Consider the following 20049-nt stretch of genomic DNA (forward strand, 5'->3'; position numbering starts at 1 on the left):
GTGCTGGCCGATCCGTTCGACGGGGGGCGGGTGTTGAGCGGAGCGGATGCGGAGTTGCTGGTGGCGGGGGCGACGGGGGCGCCGTTGCAGCCGTCGATGTTGGTGCCGGCGGATCCGTTGGACGTGGTGCTGCGGATTCTGAACAACGTGCGGGCGTGGGCGGTGGCCCGGCCGGAGCGGTCGGATGTGGCGTTGTGGGCGGTGGAGTTGGGGCTGCTGCTGCCTTCGCATCCGGCGCGGCTTCGGTACGAGCGGGCTCAGTTGTTGGTGCAGCGGGGGGATTTCCTGGGCGGGGCGCGGGAGTTGGATGCGTACGCGGATGTCGTGGAGGCCGTGGATGAGTCGGCTTCTGCTCGGGTTCGGCAGCAGGCTCATGCCGCGCGAGCGATGTTGAACTGACGGTTGTGGGGCGACTGCGGGTTCGTTGTGGCTTGTCGCGCAGTTCCCCGCGCCCCTGACGGCGTTACAGCCAGCCCTTCTCCCTTGCCAGGCGCGCTGCCTCCGCCCTATTTCTCACTGCCAGCTTCTGAATGGCCGTCGACAAGTAATTCCGGACCGTTCCCTGCGACAGGTGCAAGGACTCCGCCAACTCCGCGTTCGTCGAGCCGTCCTCCGCCGCCCTCAAGACCTCGCGCTCCCTGTCCGTCAACGGGTTCGCGCCGTCCGCCAACGCCGCTGCCGCCAGCGTCGGGTCGATCACCCGCTCCCCCGCCAGCACCTTGCGTACCGCTGCCGCCAGTTGGGCCGCGGGGGCGTCCTTGACGAGGAAGGCGTCGGCGCCCGCCTCCATCGCGCTGCGGAGGTAGCCGGGGCGGCCGAAGGTGGTGAGGACGACCAGCTTGACCGCCGGGAGCTCCTCGTGGACCCGGGCGGCCGCCTCGATGCCCGTGGCGCCCGGCATCTCGATGTCCAGGAGGGCCACGTCGACGTCGTGGGCGCGGACCGCGGCGAGCACCTCGTCGCCGCGGGCCACCTGGGCGACGACCTCGATGTCGTCCTCCAGGCCGAGGAGGGCGGCGAGTGCCTCGCGGACCATCGACTGGTCCTCGGCGAGGAGGACCTTGATCGTAGGGCTCATGCGCCGGATCCTACGGGCGCGGACGTGGCGGCGGGGACCCGGGCGACCAGGCGGAACCCGTGCTTCGTACGGCCCGCCTCCAGGGTGCCGCCGGCCTTCTCCAGACGTTCGGTCAGGCCCGTCAGACCGTTGCCGGGGCCCTTGCCGGAGCCGCCCGAGCCGTTGTCCTCGACGGAGAGTTCCAGTACCGGTCCGTCGAGGGTCTGCCGCGGCAGGACCTCGATCGTGCAGCGGGTCGCGCCGCTGTGCCGTACGACATTGGTGACCGCCTCGCGCAGCGCCCAGGCGAGGGCGGTCTCGCTCTCCTCGGGGACGCCGTCGAGGTCGGGTTCGGCGGGCACCTGCGCGATGATGTCGGCCGCGGTCAAGGCGACCTGGGCGCCCGCGAGTTCGGCGGAGAGCCGGGCGCGCCGGTAGCCGGAGACGGCCGCGCGGACGTCGACCATGGCCTGGCGGCTGACCTGTTCGATGTCGGCGACCTGCTGGGCCGCCTTGTCGGGGTGGGCGGGGAGCATCCGGCCCGCGAGCTCGCTCTTGAGGGTGATCAGCGAGAGCGAGTGGCCGAGGAGGTCGTGCAGATCCCTGGCCAGGCGCAACCGCTCCTCGTTCGCGGCCAGTTGGGCCACCGTCGCACGGGCCTTGCGCAACTCCACGGTCGTCCGCACCAGTTGCTTCACGCCCATCATCGCGAAGCCCAGGAGCAGCACCACCAGGATCAGGCTCCAGTCGTCCGCGCCCACGTGCAGGCCGACCAGGACCATCGCGAGGGTGTTCGCCCCGACCGCCCAGTACGCGATCCGCTGCGGCAGAGTGGCGCCGCAGGTGACGGAGACGTACACGAACAGGCCGATCCAGGCGCTGCCGAGGCTGAGGCACAGGACCACCGCGAGTGTGCCGAGCAGGGCGACGAGGGCGCCCACCGCCGGGCCGGAGAAGGGCCGGCCCATGTTCCTGAAGACCAGGGTCAGATAGACGCCGGTGAAGGAGACCAGGGCCACCCAGCCCGCCGCGGTCGCGGCCGTCGAATGGTCGCCGGAGTTCAGGTCCTGCACCGGTGAACCGAGGAAGATCAGCCAGGGCAGGATCCAGACGAGTTTGCGCAGCGCGTCCGCCCGGTTGCGGGGCGCCTGGCCCACCCGGATCGGGTTCTCCGCCCGGAGGTCGGCGGGCAGCCCGTCGTCGGTCATCGTCCTCACGCCTTCAGCGTGTCCTTCCGGTACAGCCAGGCCGCGCCGCCGGTGAACAGGGCGAAGAAGACGGCGAGGACGGCGATGTCCTTGGCATGCGGGGCCTGGCTCTGCTCGATCGCCTGCCCCAGGGCAGCGTACGCGTGCGTGGGCACCCACTCGGCGATGTCCTGAAGCCACGTCGGGAAGGTCGTCGTCGGCATCCACAGGCCGCCGAGGATGGACAGCCCGAAGTAGGTGATCATCGTGATCGGTCGGACCGCGTCCCCGCTCGCGAGGTAGCCGATGGCCACGCCGAGCGCGGCGAAGACGAGACTGCCGGCCCAGATCGCGCCGGTGAGGGCGAGCCACTGCCAGGCGTCCAGTCGTACGTCCTTCACGACCGCGGCGACGGCGAAGACCACGACGATGGACGGCAGGCTGACGACCGCGGCGCTCGCGGTCTTCGCGAGGACGTAGCCCCGGCCCGGCAGCGCGGTCAGCCGCAGCTGCCGCACCCAGCCGTTCTCCCGCTCCTTGGCGATGCGCTCGCTGTTGCCCATCAGGACGGCGGTGAGGGCGCCGAAGGAGGCCATCGAGACCATCATGTAGGTCGGCAGGGTCAGGCCCGTCCCGTCGACCTTCGAGGTGCTGTCGGCGCTGCCGCCGATGAGCAGGAACAGGACCGACGGGTAGATCACCGAGAAGAACAGGAACTTGCGGTTGCGTAGGGCGCGGGTGAGTTCCAGCTTGATCAGGCCCCGCGAGGCGAATGGACTCAGCATGAGGTACGAGCCTCCTCGGCGGCGGTGATGGCGACGAACGCCTGCTCCAGGCCGAGCCCGGCGACCTCCAGGTTGCGGGGGTAGAGGCCCAGGCCGTAGAGGGCGTGGACGGTGGCGTCGGCGTCGGTGGACTGGATCCGGACGGTGGGACCGGAGACGGTGAGGGTGGTGAGGAAGGGAAGGCCGCGCAGGGCGGTCTCGTCGACGCGGCCCTCGGCACGGTCCTCCAGGTCGAAGGAGATCCGCCGTACGCCCGCCTTCGCCTTGATCTCGGCCGCGGTCCCGTCCGCGAGGAGCCGGCCGCGGTGCAGGACGAGCACGCGGTCGGCGATCGCGTCGGCCTCTTCGAGGTAGTGGGTGGCGAACAGGACGGTCCGCCCCTGGTCGGCCTGCTCGCGCATGGTGGCCCAGAAGCCCTGGCGGGTGGTGACGTCCATGCCGGTGGTGGGCTCGTCGAGGACGATCAGGTCGCTGTCGCCGGCGGTCGCGAGGGCGAAGCGGACCCGCTGGGCCTGGCCGCCGGAGAGCTTGTCGACCTTGCGGTCGGCGAGCTGGGAGATCCCGGCGCGGGCGAGCACGTCGTTCGGCCGGTACGGCTTCGGGTGCAGACCGCAGGCCAGCCGCACCAGCTCCGCGACCGTCACCTCGTCCATCAGCCCGCCGCTCTGGAGCATCGCCCCGACCCGCCCGGCGACGATCGCCTCCCGCGGTCCGCTGCCGAAGATCCGCACCCTGCCGCTGTCGGGGTTCCTCAGTCCGAGCAGCAGATCGAGCGTGGTCGACTTACCGGCCCCGTTGGGCCCCAGCAGAGCCACGGTCTCGCCCGGATACAGACTCAGTGTCAGACCGTCCACGGCCCGCACATCGCCGTACGCCTTGCTCACCTGGTCGAATTCGACCGCTGTCGTTGTCATGCGATCCAGGGTGCCGCGCGGGCCTTCTCGCCCGGCAGTGTCGGCGGTCCTGACTGCCGGATGACAGATGTCATACGACGAGGGGGCACCCGGCGTGTGCCGGATGCCCCCTCGTCGGTGCGAGGACCGCTAGCTGGGGTTGGTGTCGATCTCCCCGGTGCGCTCCGCGGTCGTCTTGCCGAGCAGCACCTTGCGCAGTACGGAGACGACGTCCTGCGGCAGGACGTCCCGCTTCCCGGTCGCCGTCGTGACCTTCACGCCGTCGAAGGTGGTGCCGTACGCCTCCTTCAGCGCCTCCAGGTCGTAGGTGTCCACGAGCTTGCCGTCGATGGCCTTGACGCCGAGGATCTTCGGCAGGGACAGGGCGCCGAACTGGATCGGCTGACTGCCGCCCGTGATCGTGACGAGACCGGACATCGCGGGCTTCGCGAACGCCTTCATCATGCGGTCGACCTCGGCGTTGGTGATCGACGGCTGCTGGGCGGTCGTCGCGACCGTCACCGTGCCGCCGTTGCCGGTCTCCACCTGGGCGCGGTACGCCTCCTCGACCGCGGTGGTCGACTTGGCGACGTCGATGCCCTTGCCCTCCTTGCCGTAGACGGCGACGGCCTTGCCGGCGGAGGTGAACTTGATCGTGCCCTCGGTCACCGAGCCCGAGGCGCCGCCGGCGTCCTGGAGGGCGGCGGTCAGCTTCTCCTCGTCGACCGGCATGTTCGGGTCGACGACGCGGTGGTTGCCGAAGAGGGAGCCGATGACGGACATGGGGTTGTAGTCGCTCTGCGCGGCCGCGGCGACCGTGGCCTGCTCGTCGAACTGGAGGCCCGCCTGGTCCGGCTTGAGCTCGACGGTCTTGCCGCCGACCGACAGCTTCAGCGGCTTGTTCACCCGGTCGCCGAAGGCCTCGTCGAGCTTCTTGACGGCGTCGTCGCGGGTGCCGCCGCCGATGTCGACGCCGAGCACCGTGGTGCCCTTGGGCACGTCGGAGTGGTTCATCAGCAGCCCGGCACCGTAGGCGCCGCCCGCGATGACGAACAGACCGCTGCCGACCAGGACCAGCTTGTTGCGGCCCTTCTTCTTGGCTTTCTTGGCCTTCTTGGACGAGGCCGGCACGTTCTGCGCCACCGGCTCGGGGAGCTTCGGCGCGGTGTGCTGCATCGGCCCGTCGGACGGGGCGCCCGGCCCGAACGGGGAGTTCTGGACGCCGGGCGGCACGACCGGGATGCCGCTGGTGACGGTGTGCCCGGAGACGTTGTCCAGCGGGGTGCCGTAGCCGGGGGCGCCCGGTTCGGGGGCCGGCTTCTGCGGGGTGAGGATCGCGGTGTCGTCGCTCAGACCGCCACCGGGGCCACGACCGGGTCCGCCGGGGCCGCCGTGGGGACCGGCACCGGGGAGGGTGCCCGCGCCGGGACCTGCGAGGCCGGTCATTCCGGCGGAGGCACCGGGAGCACCGGGACCGCCAGGGGCGCCGTAGCCGCCCAGGACACCGGGTCCGGGGCCGCCGGGACGCGGCTGACCGCCGGGGCCACCAGGGCCGCCAGGTCCGCGGTGACCACCAGGGCCGCCCGGAACACCAGGACCGGCGAATCCGCCCGGACCGCCGCTGACCGGCGGTACGACCGGGCCGTCACCGGTGACCGGGCCGCCGGTCGGACCCGCGGGGCCCTGGGGGCCGCCACGGCCGTTGGGGCCGGTGAAGTCGTTCGGGCCGTTGAAGTCGTTGGAGGGGTCGAAGCGGTGCGAGCCGGTCGAGCTGTTGAAGTCGTCCAGGCGGTGCGATCCCGTAGAGCTGTTGAAGTCGTCGGAGCCGCCGAAGCCGTTCGCGCCACCCGGGCCGCCCGGGCCGCCCATGCCACCCGGGCCGCCCTGGGCGCCGTAACCGCCCTGTCCGACAGGTCCGCTCTGGACGCTCTGACCGTTCTGGCCGTTCTGCGCACCGCCGCCGCGCTCCGTGAAGTACGGCAGCTCGTCGCGCCGCGGCTCGCCACCCGGACGCGGGCCGTTGCCCAGCGGCCCCGCCGCCAGCGCCTCGGTCACGTCGAAGGAGCCGGTGCCGCCGCCGTGTCCGGGCGCCACGGGTCCGCCGGTCGCACCGGGGAGCCCCGCACCGTTCGTACCGCCGCCGGGACGGGGACCGCCGGGCACGCTCATGGCACCGACCACACCACCGGGGCGTCCGGCGCCGGACGCCGGACGCGCACCGGCCGGAGCGGCAGGGGCACCGGCACCGGCACCGGCACCGGCACCGGCACCAGCCGCACCCGAACCGCCGGGCACACCCGCCCCGTTGGTCGCACCGCCGCCCTGACCGCCCTTGGGCGGGCCGGACTTGCGCGGCGCGAACCAGTTGCTCGCCTTCTCGTCGGCGGGCGGCGCGGGCTCGGCCACAGGCGCGGCGGGGCCCGTGGGGGCGCCCGGTGCCGGCGTCTCGGCCGCGGCGGCCGCGGCGGGCGCGGCGGGCTCGGCATCCGCGACCGGTGTACGCACGACGACCGGCGGAATGGGCCGCGACCCGGGGATGTTGATCCGGATACGGGTCGTCAGCGTGGTCTCGGTCTTGCGTTCCTCGGACTGCGCGCCCGAACGGCCCGCGTCCGTACCGTCGTCGGAAGCCATGGGGGTCCCATAGGGCGGCGTGCCCGAAGGGTAGGCGGCTCCACCGCGCCCGTTGGGCCCGGAGGACGGACTGTCAGTTTCACGACTCAAGGCAGGTTCTCCCGGTTGGCTCCACCGGCCGTGTCGACCTCAACTGCGCGGGCGGCTCGGCGGCGCGCACCACCATACTGGCCACTTCTGGCGCGTATCCCACGACCGCTGGGGAAACCCACACCGGACTCGCACGTCCCAGCGGCGGCGAAGTGGTACGTCACTTGCCAAGTCGGACGCCATCGCCGCCCGGTTGCCGCCCCAGCCCAAGCGTGGCGCAGATCACAGCTGTGGCCATCCCGCCGAGCAGAAACAGATACGAGCCGGTTCCCGCGCCGAAGAGGAAGTCCCCTTCGGGTCGGCTCGCGGTGAGCAGGATGACGGCGAGCATCCAACCACCGGCGGGGGCGACGGCCCCGCCCCGGCTGCCGAGGGCGCGCGCGCCGCCCACGCAGAGCCCGGCCTCACCGGCGAGCGCGAGCAGCAGCCCGCCCGGGAACCAGCCGGCCTGCACCAGTGACCCGGCGGCGCCGACGACCGCGCCGAGCGCGAAGAGGCCGACGTACACCAGCGCCCGTCCGGCGGCGGGCGCCTTCAGGGGCTGGGCGAGCAGGGATCCGGGCTCGTTCACGAGGTCGCCTCCGTACCGGCGAAAAGATCGGTCTCGCGCGCTCCGGGTGCCTTTTCGCCGCGTACCAACTCGTAGTACTCGGTGGTGAAGACGGGCTGCGCGAGGTCGTTGGACAGCACGAAGTACGGCTCGGCGACGGTGACCTGGGTGGCGTGCGCGGCCATCGCGGCGGCCTTGGCGGCGGCGTACGCGGTGCCGTCGATCTCGGTGGTGATCCGTTCGTCGGCCACGACACCGGGGACGTCGTCGAGGACGCCCGGCTTGTCGAAGGGCAGCCCGGGCAGCACCTCGGCCAGCCGCTCGAAGGCCTCCTCGCCCACCGAGCGCGGGACGCGGTTCCAGTAGATCTTGGGGATCGTCCAGCCCGCTTCGGCGGCCAGGTCGGCGGCACGCATGGCGACGCGGTGGGCCTGGATGTGGTCGGGGTGGCCGTAGCCGCCGTGCTCGTCGTAGGTGACGAGCACCTGGGGGCGTACCTCCAGGATCACCTTGACCAGCTGGGCTGCGGCCTCGTCGACGTCCGCCTGCCAGAAGCAGGCGGGGTCGTCGTTGTCGGCGAGGCCCATCATCCCGGAGTCCCGGTAGTGACCGGGGCCGCCGAGCAGACGGAAGTCCTGGACGCCGAGCTCGCGCATCGCGGCGGTGAGCTCGCCCAGCCGGTACTCGCCGAGGACGGCGCCGGTGAGGTGCTGGAGCTCGGCCGGGATGACCTCGCCGCGCTCACCGAGCGTGCAGGTGACCAGGGTCACGAGGGCACCCTCGGCCGCATAGCGAGCCATCGTCGCGCCGTTGTTGATCGACTCGTCGTCCGGGTGCGCGTGCACCAGCAGCAGACGCCGGGCGGGGGGTTCCGTCATGGACCCACCCTACGAGGCTCCCGGCCTCCACCCGTGCCCACCCACTGCCCTGCCGCCGCTACGTCACCCCTGGTCGTCGAAGACGTGGGCGACGGCGAGCGCGACGCGTCGCACCTCTGGACGATCTCCGGATGGAAGTAGTCGAGCCGTCGGTGAGCAACTTCGCCAGGCGGTCGGCGAATTCGGTGAGCGAGTCCAGTCGTGGTCCGCTGCGGGCGATACGAAAACCGTGGCGGCGGCCCCAGAACGCGGCCTGGACGGCATGGAACTGGGCCCACCGCCGGACGCGTTCACGATCGAGTTCCGCGGCCTCGGCGAAGACGTCCAGGACGCGGTGGGCAGCCTTGCGCAGGTCATCCGCTTCGAGGAGCGTCAGCGCACGGGACTTCAGCAGTGTGCCGCCGTCGTAGGCGGGATCTCCCACATACCCCTTGGGGTCCACGGCCAGCCACGGCTCTCGGTCGGCACGCAGGATGTTCCGGGCATGGAGGTCACCATGGACGAGGGTGTCCGGCTGGGCCCGGCCCAGCTCCCGAACGGTCGCCACGGCGGCATCCAGCACGTGACGCGGCAGCGCATGCGCCAGTTCTTCGGCGTCCTTGCACAGGTGTTCCTCCCAGCCGCCGACCTGCTCACACAGCCGGGGCAGGCCGCGCGGTGCGGGTACGGCCAAACGGCGATTGAGCCGCCCGGCGACCGTGATCACCTCGTCGCCGTCCTCGACCTCCGCCAGGGTCGACGACCGAACCCGCTCCAGCAGCATCGCGAACCGATCGTCGTCACGCTCATGCAGCAGCACGGCGCCGCGCCCGCCCCACGCAACGAACGCGTCCGGCTCATGGACGTTGCCGGGATGCGGAAACGACACCTTCAGCACGGCGCTCCCCTCGCCTCGCCGCCGTACCGGAACGATGACACCGACGCCCCCGTGCATGACCTCGCCGTCCGGCACGCACCCCCAGCGCCCCAGCAGCTCCTCCACGATCCCGGGCAGCTCGGCGAGCCACGCCGCCCCGGTCTCGCCCTCGCGGCTGACGGTACTCCGGGCGAACTCCTCCGGCATCGCGATCATCCCGGGCACCCTACGCGCCGGCCCGCCGCAGCCCCTCGACCCATGTCACGGGCAACGCCTTACGGGCGGCGGGCCAGCAAGTGGGTGTCGAGGAAGCCCCGCTCGGACGCCGGGTCGTGGAGCAACCGAGCCAGCGTGGCGAGTCCGGCCCCGGCCAACAACTCGGCGAACTGCTCCGGCGGCCAGCTGTAGGCGGGCGCCACCTTGTGGTCGAAGCGGACCGGCTCCGGTGCCTCGGTTCCGAAGAAGGACACCAGCAGCAGGCCCCCGGGTGCCAGGACACGCACCTGCTCAGCGAGCACCGCGGGGAGTTCTTCAGGTGGGGTATGGATCATCGAGTAGTGGGCCAGCACTCCGCCCAGCGCGTGGTCCTCGACCGGCAGAGCCTCCATCCGCGCTACGTCGAACCGCAGCGCGGGCTCGGTCCGGCGGGCGTGAGCGACCATCGCCGGGGAGAGGTCGATCCCGAAGGCGTCCAACCCCAAGTCGCGCAGCATGGCCGTCAGATGGCCGGGTCCGCACCCGACGTCGGCCACCCGCAGGTTCCCCGCATCACGCACGAGCTCGGCGAAGGTGGCGATCATGTTCCGGGCGAACGGCCGCGTCTCCAACCGGCTGGTGAACATCGAGGAATAGAGCTCGACGACCCCGTCGTAGGCCGCCCTGGTCTCGTCCTGGTGTGTCAACACGGGCAGGAAACTAACACCCGCGGGCGACGAGAGAAGCCCTCGCTCGCCCTGGATCCGTCGTCAAAGCCTACGGAGCCGGAGACACGCGAGGGGGGACAACAGGCCGGGCGGGGCGGCGTCAGAACTTGATGCTGCCGATCATCCCCGCGATGTTCGTCGTCAGCTCGCTGATCGTCGGCGCCACGGTCGAAGAGGCCAGATAGAAGCCGAGCAACATGCAGACGACCGCATGTCCGGCCTTCAGTCCTGACTTCTTGACCAGCAGGAAGACGATGATCGCCAGCAGCACCACCGCCGAAATCGAAAGTGCCACGGCGGCTCACCTCCAAAGATCCCAAGAGCGCGGGGTCGGACCAGGGGGCAGATAAATCCATACAGGCGCCAGCAGGTTCATACCCACTATGCGCTAGTGATCATAACTATCCGTGCGCGCGCATCCGTCGGCGCACGGCCGCACAAGGGGGCGCATGGCCAATATGGTCGGAGCATGACGACGACGTCCGACTCCTTCCCCCGCCGGCATGCCCGGACCCAGCGGTTCACGCTCGGCGCCCCACGCGCGTTCACGGTGGCTCCCGACGGTTCCCGTGTCGTGTTCTTGCGCTCGTCCTCCGGTACCGACCGGGCGAGTTCACTGTGGGTGCTCGACCCCGCGGACGGCGGGGAGCGCGTGGCGGCCGACCCGCACGCCCTGCTCGGCGGTGCCTCGGAGGACCTGTCGCCCGAGGAGCGGGCGCGGCGCGAGCGCAGCCGTGAGGGCGGCGCCGGCATCGTGGGCTACGCCACCGACGCGGCGGTCGAGTTGGCCTCTTTCGCCTTGTCAGGACGGCTTTTCGCGGCGGAGCTGCGGGCCGGCACGGCACGTGAACTCCCCGTCCCCGGGCCGGTGATCGACCCGCGCCCCTCCCCCGACGGCCGGTTCGTCGCATACGTCGCACAGGGCGCCCTGCGCATCACGGGCGCCGAGGGCGAGGGCGACCGGGCGCTGGCCGAGCCGGAGTCGGAACAGGTCACCTACGGGCTCGCGGAGTTCATCGCGGCCGAGGAGATGGGACGGTCGCGGGGGTTCTGGTGGTCGCCGGAGTCGGACCGGCTGCTGGTCGCGCGCGCGGACGACACTCCGGTACGGCGCTGGTGGATCTCCGACCCGGCCCGTCCCGAACGTGATCCACAGCACGTCGCGTACCCGGCGGCGGGCACGGCGAACGCGGAGGTCCGGCTCTTCGTGATCGACCTCGGCGGGGCGCGCACGGAGGTGTCCTGGGACCGGAAGCGTTACCCGTATCTGGCGCATGTGCACTGGTCAGCGGCGGGTGCGCCGCTGCTCCTCGTGCAGGCCCGGGACCAGCGCAGCCAGCTGTTCCTCGCCGTGGACCCGGAGTCGGGGACGACGCGGATGGTGCATGCCGACGAAGATCCAATTTGGCTTGATCTTTTCCCGGGGGTGCCCTGTTGGAGCCCTTCCGGGCGGCTCGTCCGGATCGCCGACGAGGGGGGTGCGCGGGTCCTCGCGGTGGGCGAACGTCCGCTGACGGGACCGCAGTTGCACGTCCGCGCGGTGCTGGACGTCTCCGACGACGACGTGCTGATCTCGGCGTCGGCCGGGGAACGCGCGCCCGCGCCGGAGACCGGTGAGGTGCATGTGTACCGGGTGAACGAGCTCGGCATGGAGCGCGTCTCGCAGGGGCCGGGCGTGCACTCGGCGGTGCGCGCCGGGGGCGTGACGGTGCTGGTGTCCGCGACGCCGGACCTCGCGGGGTCCCGGGCGCGGGTGCTGCGGGACGGCAAGACGACGGCGACCATCACCTCGTACGCCGAAGATCCCGGTATGTCCCCGCGCATGATCCTCACCGAGGGGGGCGCACGGCGGATCCCATGCGCCGTGCTTCTGCCTCACGATCACGACGGTGCGACCCCGTTGCCGGTTTTGATGGATCCCTACGGTGGTCCGCACGGTCCGCGCGTGCTGGCCGCCCACAACGCGCACCTCACCTCGCAGTGGTTCGCCGACCAGGGTTTCGCGGTGGTCGTCGCGGACGGGCGCGGCACGCCCGGCCGCTCGCCCGCCTGGGAGAAGGCGATCCACCACGACCTCACGGTGTCCCTGGACGACCAGGTCGAGGCGCTGGAGTCACTGGCGAAGTCGCATCCGCTCGACCTCTCCCGGGTGGCGATCCGGGGCTGGTCCTACGGCGGCTGGCTGGCGGGGCTCGCGGTGCTGCGGCGGCCCGACGTCTTCCACGCCGGGATCGCGGGGGCGCCGGTGACGGACTGGCGGCTGTACGACACGCATTACACGGAGCGGTACCTGGGCGATCCGACGGCGTCCCCCGAGTCGTACGCCAAGAGCTCCCTGGTGACCGACGAGGGCCTCTCCTCCCCCGCCGAGCCGCACCGCCCGCTGATGATCGTCCACGGCCTGGCGGACGACAACGTGGTCGTCGCCCACGCGCTCCGGCTGTCCTCGGCCCTGCTCTCCGCGGGCCGCCCGCACGAGGTCCTGCCCCTCTCGGGCGTGACCCACATGACCCCGCAGGAGCAGGTCGCGGAGAACCTGCTGCTCCTCCAGGTCGACTTCCTCAAGCGGGCGTTGGGACTTTCCTGACAAGGCAACGGACCGGGGTGACATGGCGCACCCCGGTCCGTTTACGGCACCCGCACGGCCGTACGTTGTTCAGACTGACGCGTCCGTATATCGGGATCGGGTCGGCCGAGTTGCCTGCGTGTTAACGCGGTTGGTAAGCATTTGCACGGTTTTGGCGTGCCTCGACGGCGGTGAGGAGCGCCGCGACCGCCATCACCCACTCGGGGCTCAGCCCGGCGCACATCGTCACGATGACAGTGATCGTGACGATGACGACGACACCGCGCCACCCGTTCGCGCCGTGTGTCCAACGGCCCCGAGGGGCATCCATGCACTGAGGTACGGTCATTCCGCATCACCTTCCAGGTTCGCCTGGGGGCGGGCCTTCAGCGCGGTGTTGGTTGGGAAGCCGATCGCGCTGGGGGCCCTTTCCGTTGCTGGAAGTTCATACCCACCACGCGCTGGTGATCATAACTTTCCGGGTCTGCGCATCGGTCGGCGCACAGCCGCACAAGGGGGCGGCTGGACAACATGGCCGGGGCAGAACGGCGAGATACCCAACCCCTGTCACCCCTCCTTCTCCTCCGGCGGCACCACCTGCTTCTCCTCCGCGAAATGGCACGCCGAGTCGTGCGCGGCCGGGCCCGGCAGCAGGCGGAACTCGCTCGGTACCGCCAACGCCGGTACCTCCAGGGCGCAGCGTTCCTGGGCCTTCCAGCAGCGGGTTCGGAAGCGGCAGCCGGAGGGGATGCTCGTCGGGGAGGGGACGTCTCCGGAGAGGATGATGCGCTCTCGGTGTTCACGGGCCTCGGGGTCGGGGACCGGGACCGCGGAGAGCAGGGCCTGGGTGTAGGGGTGCGTGGGGTGGTCGTAGATCTCCGCGTCCTTGCCGATCTCCACGATGCGGCCGAGGTACATGACCCCGACCCGGTCCGAGATGTGGCGGACGATCGACAGGTCGTGGGCGATGAAGACGCACGAGAGCTCGAACTCGTTCTGGAGACGGTCCATCAGGTTGATGACCTGGGCCTGGACGGAGACGTCGAGCGCCGAGACCGGCTCGTCCGCGACGATCACCTCCGGGCGGAGCGCCAATCCCCGTGCGATACCGATGCGTTGGCGCTGGCCGCCGGAGAACTGGTGCGGGTAGCGGTTGATGTACTCCGGGTTCAGGCCGACCACGTCCAGGAGGTCCTGGACCTTCTTCCTGCGGTCGCCCTTCGGCGCCACCTCCGGATGGATCTCGTACGGCTCCCCGATGATGTCGCCCACCGTCATACGGGGGTTGAGGGACGTGTACGGGTCCTGGAAGACCATCTGGATGTTGCGGCGCACCGACTTGAGGGCCTTGCCGGAGAGCTTGGTGAGATCCTCGCCCTTGTACTTGATCGTGCCGGCGGTCGGCCGTTCCAGGTTGACCAGCATCTTGGCGACCGTGGACTTGCCGCAGCCCGACTCACCCACGATGCCCAGGGTTTCGCCGCGGTCGAGGGCGAAGTCGACGCCGTCCACCGCCTTCACCGCGCCGACCTGCTTCTTGAAGAGGATGCCCGTGGTGAGCGGATAGTGCTTGACCAGCCCGCTCACCTCCAGGATCGGCTCCCGAGGCTCAGCCATTCAGGGTCTCCCTCCAGAAGTGGCAGGCGCTCGTGCGGTCCTCCGAGACGTCGTACAGCGGAGGCACGTCCGTCCGGCACACGTCCTGGGCCATCGGGCAGCGGGGGTTGAAGGCGCAGCCCGGCGGGATGTTCATGAGGTTGGGGGGCAGTCCCTTGATGGCGTAGAGCTCCTGGCCCTTCTGGTCAAGGCGCGGGATGGAGTCCAGGAGACCCTTGGTGTAGGGGTGGGCCGGCGCCTTGTAGATGTCGTGGACGGGGGCCGACTCGACGATCCGGCCCGCGTACATCACCGCGATCCGGTCGGCGACGTCCGCGACGACGCCGAGGTCGTGGGTGATGAGGATGAGCCCCATGTTGAGCTCGCGCTGCAACTCCGCGAGCAGGTCCATGACCTGGGCCTGGACCGTCACGTCGAGTGCGGTCGTCGGTTCGTCGGCGATGATCAGGGCGGGTTCCAGGGCCATCGCCATCGCGATCATGATGCGCTGGCGCATACCGCCGGAGAACTGGTGCGGGTACTGCTTGACCCGCTCCCTCGCGCCCGGGATGCGGACGCGGTCCATCAGCTCGATCGACCTGGCCCGCGCGTCCTTCTTCGACATCCCGCGGTGGACGACGAACATCTCGCCGAGTTGGTCGCCCACGGAGAGCACCGGGTTCAGCGAGGACAGCGCGTCCTGGAAGATCATCGCCATCTCGGCGCCACGGACCTTCCGCCGCTCCTCCTCCTTGAGCTTCAGCAGGTCCTTGCCGCGGAAGAGGATCTCGCCACCGGTGATCCGCCCGGGCGGCATGTCGAGGATCCCCATCACCGCCTGGGCCGTCACCGACTTGCCGGACCCGGACTCACCGAGCACGGCGAGCGTCTCGCCCTCGTCCACCGAGTAGTCGACCCCGTTGACGGCCTTGGCGACCCCGTCCCGCGTCCGGAACTCCACCTGCAGATCACGCACTTCGAGCAGCATGACGCCGACTCACCTCAGCTTCGGGTCGAGGGCGTCGCGGACCGCGTCGCCGAGCATGATGAACGCGAGGACGGTGAGGGCGAGGGCGCCGGCCGGCCAGAGGAGCATGTGGGGGGCCTGGCGGATGTAGGCGGAGGCCGAGGAGATGTCGATGCCCCAGCTGACGGTCGGGGGCTTCAGGCCCACGCCGAGGTAGGACAGGGTCGCCTCCAGGGCGATGTACGTGCCCAGCGCGATCGTCGCCACGACGATGACCGGGGCGACCGCGTTCGGCGCGATGTGGCGCAGCAGCTGGCGGGAGTTGGACGCGCCCAGCGCCTTCGCCGCCTGCACGTAGTCGTTCTGTTTGGCCGTGATCACCGAGCCCCGTGCGATCCGGGAGATCTGCGGCCAGCCGAGCAGCACCATGAAGCCGATCACCGGCCAGACCGTGTTGCTGGTCACCACCGAGAGCAGCACCAGGCCGCCCAGGACCACCGGGATCGCGAAGAACACGTCCGTGACGCGGGACAGGATCGAGTCCCAGAACCCGCCGAAGAAGCCGGCCAGCCCGCCGAGGGCCGAGCCGAGGATCGCGACCCCGAGCGTGGCGCAGACGCCGACCGTCACCGACGTACGGGCGCCGTACACCGTGCGTGTGTAGACGTCGCAGCCCTGGCCGTCGAAGCCGAAGGGGTGTCCGGGCTGTGAGCCCTCCTGGGCCTTGGCGAGTTCGCACTTGAGGGGGTTGCCGGAGGCGATCAGGGACGGCCAGAGGGAGATGACGATCAGGAAGAGGATGACCAGGCCGGAGATGATGAAGACGGGGTTGCGGCGGAGGTCTCGCCAGGCGTCCGACCAGAGGCTGCGGGGCTTGTCCGCGGGGCCTGTTCCCTGCGGACCGCCCGGAGTCTTCTCCAGCGTCTCCCCCTCCGCCATCGCCAGATCCATCGCGCCGCCCATGCCGGTCGCGGCGATCGCCTGGTCTTCCTGGGGCTGCTCAGGCATAGCGGATCCTGGGGTCGAGGACGGCGTACAGGAGGTCGACGATCAGGTTGGCGACCAGGAACACCAGCACCAGGACCGTCACGAACCCGACGACGGTCTGGGTGTTCTGGCGGAGGATGCCCTGGTAGAGCTGGTAGCCGACGCCGTGGATGTTGAAGATGCGCTCGGTGACGATGGCCCCGCCCATCAGGGCGCCGATGTCGGTGCCGATGAACGTGACGACCGGGATGAGCGAGTTGCGGAGCAGGTGGCGGCTGATGACCCGCCGGCGGGGCAGGCCCTTCGCCACCGCCGTACGGACGTAGTCGGAGCGCCGGTTCTCGGCGATGGAGGTGCGGGTCAGCCGGGTCACGTAGGCGAGGGACACGGACGCCAGGACGAGGCCCGGCACGATCAGCTCGCTGAACGTGGCCTCCGTGGACACCGACGGTTTGATCCAGCCCCACTCGACGCCGAGGAGGAGCTGGAGCAGCAGACCGGTGACGAACGTCGGGACCGAGATCACCACGAGCGTGAACATCAGGACCGTGGTGTCGACGGGCCGGCCGCGGCGCAGGCCCGTGACGACACCCAGCGTGATGCCGATGACGATCTCGAAGAAGATCGCGACGATCGTCAGTCGGATCGTCACGGGGAACGCCGTCGACATCAGCTCGGTGACCTCCTGCCCGTTGAACGCGGTGCCGAAGTCGCCGGTGAAGACGTTCCCCATGTAGGTCAGGTACTGCTGCCAGACCGGTTTATCCAGGCCGAACTCCTTCTTCAGCTGGGCGGCCGTGGCGGGGTCGCACTGCCGGTCGCCGCACAGGCCCGCGATGGGGTCGCCCATCACGTTGACCATGAGGAAGATCAGGAGGGTGGCACCGATGAACACCGGGATCATCTGGAGCAGACGCCGGACGACATAGCGTCCCATGGCGGGTCAGCTGACCTTGATCTCGTTGTAGACGGGGACGCTGAAGGGGTTGAGCTTGACGTTGGACAGCCGCTCCGAGTAGCCGGCGCTGCCGTTCTGGTACCAGAGCGGGATGGCGGCCATGTTGTCCCGGACGACCTCCTCGGCCTTCTGGAACGTCTCGATCGCCTTGGCGGTGTCGGTCTCGGCGTTCGCCTCGTCGACGAGCTTGTCGAAGTCCTTGTTGGACCACTTGCCGTCGTTGGAGGAGGCGTTGGTGTAGTAGAGCGGCTGGAGGAAGTTCTGGATGAGCGGGTAGTCCATCTGCCAGCCGGCCCGGAACGGGCCCGACATCTTCTTGTCGGTGATCTGGGTGCGGAAGTCGGCGAAGGTGCCGACCGGGTTGCCGACGCAGGCCTTGTCGTTGTCGAGCGCGTTGTTGATGGAGTTGCAGACCGCGTCGACCCACAGCTTGTGGGAGCCGGTGTCCGCGTTGTACGTGATCTTGATCCCGCCGCCGGGGAGGCCGCCGCCCTCCTCGATGAGCTTCTTGGCCTCGTCGGGGTCGTAGTCGCAGGCGTCACCGCACAGGCCGTCCTGGAAGCCGCCCGCCTCGCCGAGGACCGGGGAGGTCCAGTCGGTCGCGGGGGTGCGGGTCTTCTGGAAGATCGTCTCGGTGATCTGGTCGCGGTCGATCGCACGGGAGAGGCCGGTGCGGACCTTCTCCATGCCGCTCTTGTTCCAGTCGCTGTCGTAGAACGGGAACGCGAGGGTCTGGATGATGCCGGCCGGGGTGTTGATGTACCGGTCGCCGAGGTCGCCGGAGACGTTCTTGAGCTGGGCGGCCGGGACGTCGTCGACCAGGTCGAGGTTGCCGGCCATGAGGTCGGTGTAGGCGGTGTTGTTGTCGGTGTAGACCTTGAGGGTCACACCGCCGTTCTGCGCCTTGTCGTCACCGGGGTAGCCGTCCCACTTCTTCAGGGCCATCTGCGAGCCCTTGGTGTACGAGTCGATCGTGTACGGGCCGTTGCCGACCGGCTTCTTCACCCAGGCCGCGTGGTCGGTGAAGAACGTCTGCGGGAGCGGGGCGTAGGCCGGGTAGCCGAGGGTGTCGGGGAAGGTCGAGAACTTCTGGCTGAGCTTGACGGTGAAGGTGTTGGTGCCGGTGACCTTCAGTCCGGAGAGCGTCTGGGCGCTCTGCTTGCTGCCGTCCTCGGGGTGAGCCTTGTCGTAGCCGTCGATGTAGCTGAAGAAGTACGCGTTCTTCTGGTTGTTCTTGAGGCTGGCCCCGTAGTTCCAGGCGTCCACGAACGACTTCGCCGTGACCTTCTCGCCGTTGGAGAAGGTCCAGCCGTCCTTGACGGTGATCGTGAAGTTCTGGGAGTCGCTCGTCTCGATCTTCTCGGCGAGCATGTCCTTGGCCTCGCCGGTCTCCGGGTCGTACTTCTTCAGGGACCGGAAGATCATGTCGAGGACCTTGCCGCCCTGCACCTCGTTGGTGTTGGCGGGCTCCAGCGGGTTCTGCGGGTCACCCCAGGAGGAGCTCAGCGTCGCGCTGCCGTCGCCACTGCCACCGCCGCTGTCGCTGTCCCCGCCCCCGCAGGCTGTGGCGGCGAGGGCTACCGCCACCGCGCATGCGGCCCATTTGGCGTGCGTGGCTCCGCGCATGGAGTTCCTCCTGTGTGACTGCACTGTTCCGTTACCGGCCAATATCGGCTCAAAACAGGCATACCGCACACGTAGTCACCCTTTCGGGGAGGCACGCAATGGATCTTCACGATCCGATGCCGAACCGTTGGATTGCGACCCTCCTATGTACGGATTTCGACACGCCAGCGTCCGCATATCGAACTCATTGCCCGATTCAGGTAGTTGGCCCGATGTAAGACACGAGCCGATCACGGCACGCTACACGCGTAGCTACAGGCTGGTCAAAGAAAGGCAAAGAAAGTAAAGAGACACCCAAGGCGACCGAGAATTTATTGACCTTGAATGAATTGCGTTGAAAAAGTCCGGCGTAGCCCGTAGGGACCGCCCTGCGGAGTCCTTGATCCACAGGGCACGGAGCATCATGACCCCCCCAACCCCTTCCCCGGTCACTTCACTCGAGGTGACCGACGAAGACAGCGCGGCACCGGCGAAGTCCTCGGCTCTCAAGGGCAACGAGAGCCGCTCGCCGGGACGGCTCGCCTGGAGCCGTTTCAAGCGGGACCGCGCAGGCGTCATATCCGGCTATGTGGTCCTCTTCTTCTTCGTCGTCTCGATCGGCGCTCCACTGATCGCCAAGCTGTACGGCAAGAACCCGTACACGACGTACGGCATCAACACTCCGGGGCTGCTCAACGAGTTCGGATTCCCGGTCAAGGCCAACGGCGGCATCAGCGGTGACTTCTGGTTCGGCGTCGAGCCGCAGCTCGGCCGGGACGTCCTCACCTTCCTGCTCTACGGCATGCGCAACTCGCTGCTCATCGCCACCGCGGCCACGGTCCTGACCACCCTGCTCGGCGTCGTCATCGGCATCACAGCCGGTTACCTGGGCGGCCGCACGGACTATTTCGTCGGCCGGGTCATCGACATCCTGCTGGCCTTCCCGCAGACGCTGTTCTTCATCGCCTTCTGGCCGGTCGTCCTGGCGATCTTCGTGTCGCCGGAGGAGAACACCCCGATCTGGCTCACCGTCACCAGCCTCATCACCGTGATGACCGCCTTCGGCTGGGCCTCCATCGCCCGACTGCTGCGCGGCGAGGTGCTCGCCCTGCGCGAGCGGGAGTTCGTGGAGGCCGCCAAGGTCACCGGTGCCTCGCCGGCCCGGATCATCTTCAAGGAACTGCTGCCCAACCTGTGGACGCCGATCCTGATCCAGTCGACGCTCCTGCTGCCCGCCTACGTGACGGCGGAGGCGGGGCTCGCCTTCCTCGGCGTGGGTCTCACGGACCCCACGCCCGACTGGGGCGTCATGCTCCAGTTCGGCGCCAAGTACTACCAGGACGACATCACCTTCATGCTCTTCCCTGGTCTCTCCATGGTGATCTTCGTCGTCGCCTTCAACCTGCTCGGCGACTCGGTCCGCGACGCGCTGGACCCCAAGACGAAGCGCTGAGTCACCCCACTCCGCCGAGCGACGGGGCCCGGCCGGAGTACACCAAGCACCATCCCTATCCACA

General features: G+C 69.6%; 18 protein-coding genes. 3 read left to right on the forward strand and 15 right to left on the reverse strand.

Annotation, left to right across the window (positions count from 1 at the left end):
* On the forward strand, positions 1-399 hold a 399-nt coding region (locus HLK59_RS20690; protein WP_171142967.1), incomplete at its 5' end, for a tetratricopeptide repeat protein.
* 64 nt (positions 400-463) lie between these two features.
* Here the strand turns inward: HLK59_RS20690 and HLK59_RS20695 are convergent.
* The 10 genes from HLK59_RS20695 to HLK59_RS20740 form a co-directional block, all read right to left on the reverse strand.
* Positions 464-1078 carry a response regulator transcription factor gene (locus tag HLK59_RS20695; RefSeq protein ID WP_171142968.1) on the reverse strand — a complete coding sequence of 205 codons (615 nt, stop codon included), beginning with the start codon at positions 1076-1078 and terminating at the stop codon, positions 464-466.
* Entirely contained in the window at positions 1075-2265 is a 1191-nt protein-coding gene (locus HLK59_RS20700; RefSeq protein WP_171143007.1) for a histidine kinase, read from the reverse strand. The genes HLK59_RS20695 and HLK59_RS20700 overlap by 4 nt, the downstream gene beginning before the upstream one ends.
* Before the next feature lie 5 nt (positions 2266-2270).
* Positions 2271-3029, reverse strand: a complete 759-nt coding sequence (locus HLK59_RS20705) for an ABC transporter permease (RefSeq protein ID WP_171142969.1) — start codon at positions 3027-3029, stop codon at positions 2271-2273.
* Positions 3023-3943, reverse strand: coding sequence for an ABC transporter ATP-binding protein (locus HLK59_RS20710; RefSeq protein ID WP_171142970.1), 921 nt, complete (start codon positions 3941-3943; stop codon positions 3023-3025). The genes HLK59_RS20705 and HLK59_RS20710 overlap by 7 nt, the downstream gene beginning before the upstream one ends.
* A 129-nt stretch (positions 3944-4072) precedes the next feature.
* Positions 4073-6556, reverse strand: coding sequence for a hypothetical protein (locus HLK59_RS20715; RefSeq protein WP_240982546.1), 2484 nt, complete (start codon positions 6554-6556; stop codon positions 4073-4075).
* A 250-nt stretch (positions 6557-6806) separates the two neighbouring features.
* Positions 6807-7217 (reverse strand): DUF6113 family protein, encoded by a 411-nt coding sequence (locus tag HLK59_RS20720; RefSeq protein WP_171142972.1) that lies wholly within the window; start codon positions 7215-7217, stop codon positions 6807-6809.
* Entirely contained in the window at positions 7214-8074 is an 861-nt protein-coding gene (mshB, locus tag HLK59_RS20725; RefSeq protein WP_171142973.1) for an N-acetyl-1-D-myo-inositol-2-amino-2-deoxy-alpha-D-glucopyranoside deacetylase, read from the reverse strand. Before mshB ends, HLK59_RS20720 begins: the two co-directional genes overlap by 4 nt.
* Before the next feature lie 58 nt (positions 8075-8132).
* Entirely contained in the window at positions 8133-9146 is a 1014-nt protein-coding gene (locus tag HLK59_RS20730; RefSeq protein WP_171142974.1) for an aminoglycoside phosphotransferase family protein, read from the reverse strand.
* Between the two features lie 59 nt (positions 9147-9205).
* Positions 9206-9835, reverse strand: coding sequence for a class I SAM-dependent methyltransferase (locus HLK59_RS20735; RefSeq protein WP_171142975.1), 630 nt, complete (start codon positions 9833-9835; stop codon positions 9206-9208).
* Positions 9836-9953: 118 nt separating this feature from the next.
* Positions 9954-10148 carry a hypothetical protein gene (locus tag HLK59_RS20740; RefSeq protein WP_171142976.1) on the reverse strand — a complete coding sequence of 65 codons (195 nt, stop codon included), beginning with the start codon at positions 10146-10148 and terminating at the stop codon, positions 9954-9956.
* A gap of 174 nt (positions 10149-10322) precedes the next feature.
* Between HLK59_RS20740 and HLK59_RS20745 the strand changes: the two genes are divergently transcribed.
* Positions 10323-12440 carry a prolyl oligopeptidase family serine peptidase gene (locus HLK59_RS20745; protein ID WP_171142977.1) on the forward strand — a complete coding sequence of 706 codons (2118 nt, stop codon included), beginning with the start codon at positions 10323-10325 and terminating at the stop codon, positions 12438-12440.
* A 546-nt stretch (positions 12441-12986) separates the two neighbouring features.
* Here HLK59_RS20745 and HLK59_RS20750 read toward each other — a convergent pair.
* The 5 genes from HLK59_RS20750 to HLK59_RS20770 are packed head-to-tail and all read right to left on the reverse strand — an operon-like array spanning position 12987 to position 18553.
* Positions 12987-14036: a dipeptide ABC transporter ATP-binding protein gene (locus HLK59_RS20750; RefSeq protein ID WP_171142978.1), complete on the reverse strand. Its 1050-nt coding sequence runs from the start codon at positions 14034-14036 to the stop codon at positions 12987-12989.
* A complete protein-coding gene (locus HLK59_RS20755; protein ID WP_171142979.1) occupies positions 14029-15003 on the reverse strand; it encodes an ABC transporter ATP-binding protein in 975 nt (324 codons plus the stop codon). The genes HLK59_RS20750 and HLK59_RS20755 overlap by 8 nt, the downstream gene beginning before the upstream one ends.
* A 9-nt stretch (positions 15004-15012) precedes the next feature.
* Entirely contained in the window at positions 15013-15990 is a 978-nt protein-coding gene (locus tag HLK59_RS20760; protein ID WP_171142980.1) for an ABC transporter permease, read from the reverse strand.
* Entirely contained in the window at positions 15983-16906 is a 924-nt protein-coding gene (locus HLK59_RS20765; protein WP_171142981.1) for an ABC transporter permease, read from the reverse strand. The genes HLK59_RS20760 and HLK59_RS20765 overlap by 8 nt, the downstream gene beginning before the upstream one ends.
* 6 nt (positions 16907-16912) lie before the next feature.
* A complete protein-coding gene (locus HLK59_RS20770) occupies positions 16913-18553 on the reverse strand; it encodes an ABC transporter substrate-binding protein (protein WP_171142982.1) in 1641 nt (546 codons plus the stop codon).
* Between the two features lie 403 nt (positions 18554-18956).
* Between HLK59_RS20770 and HLK59_RS20775 the strand changes: the two genes are divergently transcribed.
* Positions 18957-19985 carry an ABC transporter permease gene (locus tag HLK59_RS20775; protein ID WP_171142983.1) on the forward strand — a complete coding sequence of 343 codons (1029 nt, stop codon included), beginning with the start codon at positions 18957-18959 and terminating at the stop codon, positions 19983-19985.
* The last annotated feature ends 64 nt before the right edge of the window (positions 19986-20049 follow it).

Origin of the sequence: Streptomyces sp. S3(2020) (genome assembly GCF_013044505.1) — a bacterium.
Lineage (GTDB): Bacteria > Actinomycetota > Actinomycetes > Streptomycetales > Streptomycetaceae > Streptomyces.